Consider the following 10,646-nt stretch of genomic DNA (forward strand, 5'->3'; position numbering starts at 1 on the left):
GCAGAACACTTGAAACGCGGAACAGGTCGGCATGTTAGCCCTTTGTCCGCCATTCATCACCCCTCAAACGTCAGGGGCAAGCGCTGGATCAAGGTTTACCCGAGCCGCGTACAACGCAACCAAAGTCCAATAGAGCGCGACTTACCTTTAAATTTTTTTTGCCGTAGAATCAGCCAGCCTTTTTAGGCGCCAATGTCCGTTAGAAGCTGTTTTCAAAGCGTCACGAGCACAGTCGTTCCTTCAGAGCGGTGTTGGCGTAGGGTTTTTCCAGCGGGGAAAAGCCCAACGCCAACCCTCATCAGCTCCCCGTTCTGCAGGCGTAAAACTTTGAAAGCAGCTTCTGTAAGGAATGCCCGGTAATTCTGGCTAAGCGGCCCACAACGCCACGCAGCGCATGAGTACGAGCATTTCGGGATGAGCGTCCCGGACACCCATTTGGGACCACTGATGAGGGTAATAACTGTGCTTGAAGCCTACCGCAAACATATCGAAGAGCGTGCAGCCCTGGGTATCGTTCCCCAGCCGCTTAACGCCGAACAAACTGCAGGCCTGGTCGAGCTGCTGAAGAATCCTCCGGCTGGCGAAGAAGCTTTCCTCGTTGACCTGATCACCAATCGCGTACCACCAGGAGTGGACGAAGCCGCCTACGTCAAGGCCGGTTTCCTCTCCGCACTGGCCAAGGGCGAAGTCTCCTCCCCTCTGCTGGACAAGAAGCGCGCTGTAGAACTGCTCGGCACCATGCAGGGCGGCTACAACATCGTGACCCTGGTTGAACTGCTGGACGACGCCGAGCTGGCGCCAGTGGCCGCCGAAGAACTCAAGCACACCCTGCTGATGTTCGATGCCTTCCACGACGTGGCTGAAAAAGCCAAGAACGGCAACGTTCACGCCAAGGCCGTGCTGCAATCCTGGGCTGACGGCGAGTGGTTCAAGAAGCGCCCTGTACTGGCCGACAAGATCAGCCTGCGCGTCTTCAAGGTCACCGGCGAAACCAACACCGACGACCTGTCCCCTGCCCCGGACGCCTGGTCGCGTCCAGACATCCCGCTGCACGCCCTGGCCATGCTGAAAATGGCCCGTGACGGCATCGTTCCGGACGAGCAAGGCAAGACCGGCCCGATGAAGCAGATCGAAGAAATGCGCGGCCAGGGCTTCCCTATCGCCTACGTCGGTGACGTGGTCGGTACCGGTTCCTCGCGTAAATCGGCGACCAACTCGGTGCTGTGGTTCTTCGGCGACGACATCCCTTACGTGCCGAACAAGCGCGCTGGCGGTTTCTGCTTCGGCAGCAAAATCGCTCCGATCTTCTACAACACCATGGAAGATGCCGGCGCACTGCCAATCGAGTTCGACGTATCGAACATGAACATGGGCGACGTGATCGACCTTTACCCGCACGCTGGCAAAGTCTGCAAGCACGGTACCGACGAAGTCATCACCACCTTCGAAATGAAGACCCCGGTCCTGCTGGACGAAGTCCGCGCCGGCGGCCGTATCCCGCTGATCATCGGCCGTGGCCTGACCGAGAAGGCTCGCGCCGAACTGGGTCTGCCAGCGTTCGATCTGTTCAAGAAGCCGGAAGCACCGGCTGAAAGCACCAAGGGCTTCACCCTGGCGCAGAAAATGGTCGGCAAGGCTTGCGGTCTGCCAGAAGGAAAAGGCGTTCGTCCTGGCACCTACTGCGAACCGAAGATGACCACCGTAGGTTCTCAGGACACCACCGGTCCAATGACCCGTGACGAACTGAAAGACCTGGCGTGCCTGGGCTTCTCCGCTGATCTGGTAATGCAGTCCTTCTGCCACACCGCGGCTTATCCAAAGCCGATCGACGTGACCACCCACCACACCCTGCCTGACTTCATCATGACCCGCGGCGGTGTTTCCCTGCGTCCGGGCGACGGCATCATCCACTCGTGGCTGAACCGCATGCTGCTGCCGGACACCGTCGGTACCGGTGGTGACTCGCACACCCGTTTCCCGATGGGCATCTCGTTCCCGGCCGGTTCCGGTCTGGTCGCGTTCGCCGCAGCCACCGGCGTCATGCCGCTGGACATGCCGGAATCGATCCTGGTGCGCTTCAAAGGCAAAATGAAACCTGGCATCACCCTGCGTGACCTGGTTCATGCCATCCCTTACTTCGCCATCCAGAACGGTCTGCTGACCGTTGAGAAGAAAGGCAAGAAAAACGCCTTCTCCGGCCGCATCCTGGAAATCGAAGGCCTGGAAGGTCTGACCCTGGAACAGGCGTTCGAACTGTCCGACGCCTCGGCCGAACGTTCGGCTGCCGGTTGCACCATCAAGCTGTCGAAAGAGTCGATCACCGAGTACCTGCAGTCCAACATCACCCTGCTGCGCTGGATGATCGGCGAAGGCTACGGCGATGCCCGCACCCTGGAACGTCGCGCCCAAGCGATGGAAGCCTGGATCGCCAACCCGCAACTGATGGAAGCCGATGCCGACGCCGAATACGCCGAAGTCATCGAAATCGATCTGGCCGACATCAGCGAGCCTGTACTGTGCGCGCCGAACGACCCGGACGACGCCCGCCTGCTGTCCAGCGTTGCTGGCGAGAAGATCGACGAAGTGTTCATCGGTTCGTGCATGACCAACATCGGTCACTTCCGCGCTGCCGGTAAGCTGCTGGATCAGGTCAAGGGTCAGCTGCCAACCCGTCTGTGGCTGTCGCCGCCGACCAAGATGGACGCTCACCAACTGACCGAAGAAGGCTACTACGGCATCTACGGCAAGGCCGGCGCCCGCATGGAAATGCCAGGCTGCTCGCTGTGCATGGGTAACCAGGCACGCGTTGAGCCGAACAGCACCGTGGTGTCGACCTCGACCCGTAACTTCCCGAACCGTCTGGGCGACGGCGCGAACGTCTACCTGGCCTCGGCTGAGCTGGCGTCCGTTGCTTCGATCCTGGGTCGCCTGCCGACCGTCGAGGAGTACATGGAATACGCTGGCAAGATCGACAGCATGGCGGCCGACGTTTACCGCTACCTGTCCTTCGACCAGATTGCCGAGTTCCGTGAAGCTGCTGCGAACGCCAAGATCCCTGTCGTTCAAGCCTAACGCTGCAACGCAATGATAAACGCCGCCCATCGCGAGATGAGCGGCGTTTTTTTATGCCTGCCGGATGGGGCCTCGCCCCGCGCTGATCGTTCCCACGCTCCGCGTGGGAATGCCTCTTGTGACGCTCTGCGTCACGGTTCAGGACGCAGAGCGTCCTTGGCTGCATTCCCACGCAGAGCGTGGGAACGATCATCTTGGGAGCGAACCTGCCCGCGAAGATCGCAGGCACAAAAAAGGCCGACCTGCGAGGCAGATCGGCCTTTCTTTTTCACAAGATCAATTAGAACCTTGTTGCTGAACCTTAAGCAGTCAGCGAGTAGATCAACGCCGAAATCGCCACCAGACCCACTGCGGTGACAAACACGTTCGACATCTGCCCACGATAACGGGCCATCGCCGGCACTTTGCGGATCGCGTACATCGGCATCAGGAACAGGATCGCCGCGATGACCGGGCCACCGATGGTTTCGATCATGCCGAGGATGCTCGGGTTCAGGGTCGCCACGATCCAGCACACCACCAGCATGAACGCCGCCACAATGCGATCCAGCGCCTTGGCGCCCGGACGCTTGCCGCTTTTGACGATCAAGCCTTTCAGGCCTTCGCTGGCACCGATGTAGTGACCAAGGAACGACTTGGAGATCGCCACGAACGCAATCAGCGGCGCCGCGAACGCGATGGTCGGGTTGCTGAAGTGGTTGGCCAGGTACGACAGGATCGACAGGTTCTGCGCCTTGGCTTGCGCCAGTTGCTCCGGCGACAGGGTCAGTACGCAGCTGAATACGAAGAACAGCACCATCACCACCATCAGCAGGTGGGCGCGGGACAGGATCTGCGAGCTACGCTCGTCGGCGTGGACACCGTAACGGCGCTTCTGATCCACCGCAAACGCCGAGATGATCGGCGAGTGGTTGAACGAGAACACCATCACCGGAATCGCCAGCCACAGCGTGTGCAGCAGCGCCGACGGTGCCGGCACTTGCGAAGCCGTGGTCAGGATGCCGCCGTTCCAGTGCGGAATCAGGTACACCGCCAGGAACAGCAGCGCAACGATGAACGGATACACCATCAGGCTCATGGCCTTGACGATCACTTGCTCGCCGCAGCGCACCACGGCCAGCAGGCCGAGGATCAGCACGAACGACAGCAGCGCGCGCGGTGGCGGCGTGATGTGCAGTTGGTGTTCGAGGAAACTGGCGACCGTGTTGGTCAGGCCGACGCTGTAGATCAGCAGGATCGGGAAGATTGCGAAGAAGTACAGCAACGTGATCAGCGCGCCGGCCTTGATGCCGAAATGCTGCTCCACCACGTCAGTGATGTCGGCGCCTTCGCGACCGGAGAGCACGAAGCGGGTCAGACCGCGGTGTGCGTAGAACGTCATCGGGAAGGCCAGCAGCGCGAGGATCACCAGCGGCCAGAAGCCACCCAGACCTGCGTTGATCGGCAAAAACAGGGTACCGGCGCCGATGGCCGTCCCGAACAGTCCCAACATCCAGGTAGTGTCATGGCGATTCCAGCTCGACAGTTCGGCTGGTGCTGCCGCCTCAAAGCGTTGTTCGACGCTATTGGCCTGATCATTCATCCGGTCGGATCTCCGCATTCCGGTCACTTGCCACTCGGTCAGGACGCGTCGGAAAAAACCGACAGACATGCTCCGGCCGAAACAGGGGCGCGATTCTCCGCGATAAATGAGCAGAAGCAAAGACTTAGCTGAGGAATGGTTGTGCGGAGCAGACCGGAGGATTGTCGTTTTTGGGAAAAAGACTGTCGGCGCCAGATACGCGATATGTCGTTTTATGGCATGTACCGGCGCCGAATGTGCCATGGGAAAACCCGATCAGATCGATCGGGCCAATATGAAGCCGAGGAACATGCAAAAGATGCCCAGACCCATCAACGCCCAGATCGGGCGCATTTCTTTCCTGTCTTTGATACGTATTTTTTCGGCCCACTCATCGTGTTCCCGTTCCAGTTGTTCCATTCTGGCTTTGGCGTCATAGGTGCTCATGTTGATTTCCTTTTGAGTCATGTGTCTGAAGATTGCGAAAACGAACGCTCAAAACTTGAAAAAGACGCCTGCCAATGCCGCGCTTGCCGTCAACACGCCGGCCACCACCGCAACTGGATAAAAATACGTCTCCCACTTCAGCTTCTTCTGTTCCGCCATAAGCTTCTGCCGCTCAGCTATCAGTTTTCGCGTTTCGTTATGCAGCCTGTCGAGTTCCAGGTTTTCGCGGTTGTTCTGAAGCATTGGCCTTCCTTGGCTGATGGCAATTTCCGTCCGGATTACTGCTTCGTCATGAAGAACGCATCCCGTCCTGCTCTCTATAATTCCGCGCTTCTCACCCCGCCGTATAGCGGATGAATCCGGCAGCACTCGTAGGCAACATCCGTAAATCCCGCAGGACGGTGCGTCCATTTCCTAACGTTTTTAAACAACCTCACCGTCTGGCATTTTTCGGCTATACCCAATGGCGAATTGACTGACATCCCCGTCCAGTCCCCTCACCTGTGGAGCCATCCCATGCCTCTCGTCCGCGTCGACATCAAGAAAAACCCGGACCCGACGTTCGCCAAACGCATTGGTGAAGTGATCTACGCCGCCCTGCGCAGCGAGATCAATGTGCCGGAACACGACAACTTCCAGGTGCTGGCCGAGCACGACGACCAGCACTTCGTCTATGACCCGCAATACCTGGGAATCCAGCGCAGCGACGGCATCGTGTTCATCCAGTTGACCATCAGCGAAGGCCGCACCGTGGAAATGAAACAACGGCTGTTCCAGACCATCGCGCGCAACCTGAACGAGCAACTGGCCGTGCGTCAGGAGGACGTGTTCATCAATCTGGTGGAGGTGAAAAAAGAGAACTGGTCGTTCGGCAACGGCATCGCCCAGTACGTGACCTGATCCTGTGACCACCGGCACCGACATCCCCTTCTGACGAAGCACCCGCGCGCTCCCCGCATCAGCTCCTACACTGCCTGATGCGGGGCCGCGCCAGCCATTGCCAAACCGCTCTGGAATCAGCACTCTGAACCGACTTTTGCGCCCGAAGACCGACGATCACAGGAGCCGAGCAATGCCCGCCACCGTTCTGGTACTGGTTGAAACCATCAATGACTATTTGCCGATTCTCGAACGACAGGGTTTTCATCTGATTCTCGCGCCGACCCCTGCCGAACGCGCGCAAGCCATTGCCACCCACGGGGCACGGATCGACGCGGTACTGACCCGTGGCCCGCTGGGCTTATACGCCGAAGAAATGGCAGCATTGCCCGCGCTGAAAATCATCTGCGTGATCGGCGCCGGTTACGAGCAGGTCGACCTGCAAGCCGCCAGCGACCGTGGGCTGACCGTGACCAACGGCGCCGGCGTCAACGCTTCGTCGGTGGCCGACCACGCCATGGCGATGCTGTTGGCGCTGGTGCGCGACATCCCGCGCTGCGATGCGGCGGTGCGTCGGGGCGAGTGGCCGAAGATCATGCGCCCTTCGCTGGCCGGCAAGCGCCTGGGGATTCTCGGTCTGGGCGCGGTGGGGATGGCGATTGCCAAACGCGCGGGGCTGGGCTTCGACATGGAGATCAGCTATCACAATCGCCAGGTGCGCAGTGATGTGCCTTACGCATTTTGTTCAACGCCGACCGAACTGGCGCGGGCCTCGGATTTTCTGGTGGTTGCCACGCCCGGCGGCATCGGCAGCCAGCATCTGGTGACCCGCCCGGTGCTTGATGCCCTGGGGCCCAATGGTTTCATCGTCAACATTGCCCGTGCCAGCGTGATCGCCACTGCCGACTTGATCGCCGCACTGGAACAACGTCGAATCGCCGGCGCAGCGCTGGATGTCTTCGATCACGAGCCGCAAGTGCCCGATGCGCTGAAAAACCTCAGCAACGTGCTTCTTACCCCTCACGTCGCCGGGTTGTCACCGGAAGCCACTCAAGGCACCGTTGAGCTGGTGGGCAAGAATCTGGTGGCGTTCTTTTCCGGGCAACCGGTGCTGACGCCGCTCCAGCTACCGCCGAAACTCAACAACCAGCGCGTGCACTGAAGCACGCTGGGCAAAGTCCTCAGACGCCAGGCTGCGCATGGAAGGGCAGCGCTGGCACAGACTTTCGCGCAGCCTGTTTCCAGGCTCGCTTCTGAACAAGGCATACGCGCTAAACCTTAGTCGCGAGCGGCCCGCCGCGCCCATTCCCAAAGTTGATTACCGTCCAACACGCTAACCTATAAGACCGAACCGCGCTTGTGACCGCCCGAGCGCGCCATTAGATTAGCCAATGATGTCTGGCCTCCAAAATAAGCAGAAGGGATAAGCATGGCGCTTACTGACCAGTCCACCCGTATCCGCTCTGGCGAAGAACTCGATGCCAGCCTGATCGATCCGTACCTCAAAGCGCACATTCCGGGCCTGACCGGCACACCGCAGATCAGCCAGTTTCCCGGCGGCGCGTCGAACCTGACCTACCTGCTGGAATACCCGGACCAGGAATTCGTCCTGCGCCGTCCGCCGTTCGGCCACAAAGCCAAGTCCGCCCACGACATGGGCCGCGAATTCCGCATCCTCAACCAGTTGCGCGACGGTTTCCCGTATTGCCCGAAAGCCTATGTGCACTGCACCGATGAGTCAGTGATCGGTGCCGAGTTCTATGTGATGGAACGGGTCAGGGGGATCATCCTGCGCTCGGACCTGCCGCCGGAACTGGGCCTGGACGCGGCCAAAACCGAAGCCCTGTGCAAGAGTTTCATCGACCGTTTCGTCGAGCTGCATCGGGTCGACTACAAAGCCTGCGGCCTCGGCGATCTGGGCAAACCGGAAGGCTACGTCGCCCGCCAGATCAAAGGCTGGAGCGAACGCTACGAGAAAGCCCTGACCCCGGACGCACCGCACTGGGAACAGGTCAAAGCCTGGCTCAACGACAAGATGCCGGCCGATCACCCGACCTCCAGCATCGTCCACAACGACTACCGCTTCGACAACGTCATCCTCGACCCGAGCAACCCGATGCAGATCATCGGCGTGCTCGACTGGGAACTGACTACCCTTGGCGATCCATTGATGGATCTGGGCAACACCCTCGCCTACTGGATCCAGGCCGACGATCCGGCGCCGGTACAACTGATGCGCCGCCAGCCAAGCCACGCCCCGGGCATGCTGACGCGCCGCGAATTCGTCGATTACTACGCCGAGCGTTCGGGCATCCAGATCGACAATTTCGACTTCTACTACACCTACGGCCTGTTCCGCCTGGCCGGCATCGTGCAGCAGATTTACTACCGCTTCTTCCATGGCCAGACCCAGGACAAACGCTTCGCGCAGTTCATTCACATGAACAAACTGCTGGAACAGATGAGCCTGCAGGTCATTGACAAATCCAGCCTCTGATGACGGCGTTATAACAAGGCTTACTACAAGGGAATCCCATGTCCAAGACTCAGTTGTTCGACCTCGACGGCAAGATCGCTTTCGTCTCCGGCGCCAGCCGCGGCATCGGTGAAGCCATCGCCAAACTGCTGGCCCAGCAAGGCGCCCACGTGATCGTTTCGAGCCGCAAGCTCGAAGGCTGCCAACACGTGGCCGACGCCATCATCGCCGCCGGCGGCAAGGCCACCGCCATCGCCTGCCACATCGGCGAAATGGAACAGATCAGCCAGGTCTTCGCCGGCATCAAGGAACAGTTCGGGCGCCTGGACATCCTGGTCAACAACGCCGCGACCAACCCACAGTTCTGCAACGTGCTGGACACCGACCTCGGCGCCTTCCAGAAAACCGTCGACGTGAACATCCGCGGCTACTTCTTCATGTCGGTGGAAGCCGGCAAGCTGATGCGCGAAAACGGCGGCGGCAGCATCATCAACGTGGCCTCGATCAACGGCATTTCGCCGGGGATCTTCCAGGGCATCTACTCGGTGACCAAAGCTGCCGTGATCAACATGACCAAGGTCTTCGCCAAGGAATGCGCGCAGTTCGGCATCCGCTGCAACGCCCTGCTGCCGGGCCTGACCGACACCAAATTCGCCTCGGCCCTGGTGAAGAACGACGCGATCCTGAAACAGGCCCTGACACAGATCCCGCTCAAACGCGTAGCCGACCCGAGCGAAATGGCCGGCGCCGTGCTGTACCTGGCGAGCGATGCCTCGAGCTACACCACCGGCGTATCGCTGAACGTGGACGGCGGATTCCTGTCCTGATCCGCTTCTGACGCAAAAGAAAAGGCAGCCCAAGGGCTGCCTTTTTCATGCCCCCGGCACCTTCGGCAACTGCCAGCCGAAATGCACCGACAACAACCGCAACAACAAACACGCCGCTCCGGCCAGCAACGCAGCTGCCACCGGCGGAACACCCAGCCTGCGCCCGACAATCAACACCGCCGCCCCGACAAACGCCGAACTGGCATACAAGTCCGCCTGCAACACCACTGGCACCCGCGCCAGCACAATGTCACGCAGCACCCCGCCACCGACCCCGGTAATCGTGCCCATCAGCATGGCCACAAACGGCGAGATGCCGAAATTCAAGGCCTTCTGCGCCCCTGCCACGGCAAACAACGCCAACCCCGCCGCATCCAGCACGATCAGCGTCGAACCGGACCAACCCAGCACCAGCTCATGAAAAACAAACGCCACCCCGCCCATGGAAAACGTCAGCGCCGGATAGCGCCAGTCCGCCACAGCCTTGGGCGGCGCCGCACCGATCAACAGATCACGCGTCACCCCGCCACCGAGCGCAACGATGAACGCAATCACCATCACCCCGAGCAGATCGAGCTGACTGCGCATCGCCGCAATCGCGCCTTCAACCGCAAACACCGCCGTGCCGACCAGATCGGCCACCAGCACAATCCACTCGACCCGCGCCTTCAACGGCGCCCGGCTTATTGAGTGACGCAACGGGTCTTGGTGATGTGTCGAGTCACTTGCCCGTCGGCGTAGGCATCGCCGGCGACCTCGGTATTTTCCATGACCTGACAAGTCCGCTCAGGTGGCGGAGGCGGCGCAGCTGGCGGAGGCGGTGGAGGACTGGCGCACCCACTGAGCAGCACCAGACCGACAGCCGACAACAACGAAAAACACACGCGTTTCCCAGGATTGTTCATAGGATGACCCGCGATGAATGGAAGAAAACTCCCGTCGCCGAGCAGGACAACACCCGGTTATGGAAACCGAACCACTCATTCCTTATAGACCAGTGGACTGCAAGTGCCAGTGAAATGGCTCGAACTGGCAGGATTTGCTGTCGATTTTCGGGATGAGTCGACTAATCCATCGCCATCGCCATCGCCACCGCCGACAAGCCATCACCCACAGGTGAACCTCGGATTGGGACGCAGAGCGTCCCCGGCTGCATTCCCACGCGGAGCGTGGGAACGATCAAACTCAAGCTTTGAAGACCACACAAGTCGGCTTCGCGCTCCTCACCACTCAAAACGATGAGCGTTAGCTCAAGTACCGCTTTTGATCGCAGAGCCCGTCGGCAGGCTGAGTGGAGGGATTGATCCGGGGGTGGGAGCGCAGCGACCGTTTGGCGAAGCCAAACACATCGAGAGGAGGTGCAGCGAAGCAAACCGTAGGCGAT

The 10,646-nt window shown here is 60.1% G+C and carries 9 protein-coding genes; 5 read left to right on the forward strand and 4 right to left on the reverse strand.

Annotation, left to right across the window (positions count from 1 at the left end):
* Window positions 1-462: 462 nt before the first annotated feature.
* The gene (gene acnB / locus ACTJK7_RS14900) at window positions 463-3,072 is read left to right on the forward strand and encodes a bifunctional aconitate hydratase 2/2-methylisocitrate dehydratase (RefSeq protein WP_108562552.1); all 2,610 of its coding nucleotides are present in this window, start codon (window positions 463-465) and stop codon (window positions 3,070-3,072) included.
* 301 nt (window positions 3,073-3,373) lie between these two features.
* Here the strand turns inward: acnB and ACTJK7_RS14905 are convergent, their stop codons facing one another.
* The 3 genes from ACTJK7_RS14905 to ACTJK7_RS14915 form a co-directional block, all read right to left on the reverse strand.
* Complete coding sequence (locus ACTJK7_RS14905) at window positions 3,374-4,654, reverse strand: HAAAP family serine/threonine permease (protein ID WP_064380500.1); 1,281 nt, start codon at window positions 4,652-4,654, stop codon at window positions 3,374-3,376.
* A gap of 255 nt (window positions 4,655-4,909) precedes the next feature.
* A complete protein-coding gene (locus ACTJK7_RS14910) occupies window positions 4,910-5,080 on the reverse strand; it encodes a hypothetical protein (RefSeq protein WP_170928938.1) in 171 nt (56 codons plus the stop codon).
* A gap of 48 nt (window positions 5,081-5,128) precedes the next feature.
* Window positions 5,129-5,323, reverse strand: coding sequence for a hypothetical protein (locus ACTJK7_RS14915; protein WP_007958836.1), 195 nt, complete (start codon window positions 5,321-5,323; stop codon window positions 5,129-5,131).
* 273 nt (window positions 5,324-5,596) lie between these two features.
* Between ACTJK7_RS14915 and ACTJK7_RS14920 the strand changes: the two genes are divergently transcribed.
* From ACTJK7_RS14920 to ACTJK7_RS14935, 4 genes are all read left to right on the forward strand, one after another.
* Entirely contained in the window at window positions 5,597-5,980 is a 384-nt protein-coding gene (locus ACTJK7_RS14920; protein ID WP_085654255.1) for a tautomerase family protein, read from the forward strand.
* A gap of 172 nt (window positions 5,981-6,152) precedes the next feature.
* Window positions 6,153-7,121, forward strand: a complete 969-nt coding sequence (locus ACTJK7_RS14925; RefSeq protein ID WP_064380503.1) for a 2-hydroxyacid dehydrogenase — start codon at window positions 6,153-6,155, stop codon at window positions 7,119-7,121.
* 267 nt (window positions 7,122-7,388) lie between these two features.
* Complete coding sequence (locus ACTJK7_RS14930; RefSeq protein ID WP_064380505.1) at window positions 7,389-8,456, forward strand: phosphotransferase family protein; 1,068 nt, start codon at window positions 7,389-7,391, stop codon at window positions 8,454-8,456.
* 38 nt (window positions 8,457-8,494) lie between these two features.
* Window positions 8,495-9,262 carry an SDR family oxidoreductase gene (locus tag ACTJK7_RS14935; protein WP_064380507.1) on the forward strand — a complete coding sequence of 256 codons (768 nt, stop codon included), beginning with the start codon at window positions 8,495-8,497 and terminating at the stop codon, window positions 9,260-9,262.
* Window positions 9,263-9,307: 45 nt separating this feature from the next.
* On the opposite strand, the gene ACTJK7_RS14940 is transcribed toward ACTJK7_RS14935, so the two are convergent.
* The gene (locus ACTJK7_RS14940; protein WP_234420575.1) at window positions 9,308-9,961 is read right to left on the reverse strand and encodes a trimeric intracellular cation channel family protein; all 654 of its coding nucleotides are present in this window, start codon (window positions 9,959-9,961) and stop codon (window positions 9,308-9,310) included.
* Window positions 9,962-10,646: the final 685 nt, after the last annotated feature.

This window comes from Pseudomonas sp. 22085 (assembly GCF_052045815.1).
Lineage (GTDB): Bacteria > Pseudomonadota > Gammaproteobacteria > Pseudomonadales > Pseudomonadaceae > Aquipseudomonas > Aquipseudomonas glycinae.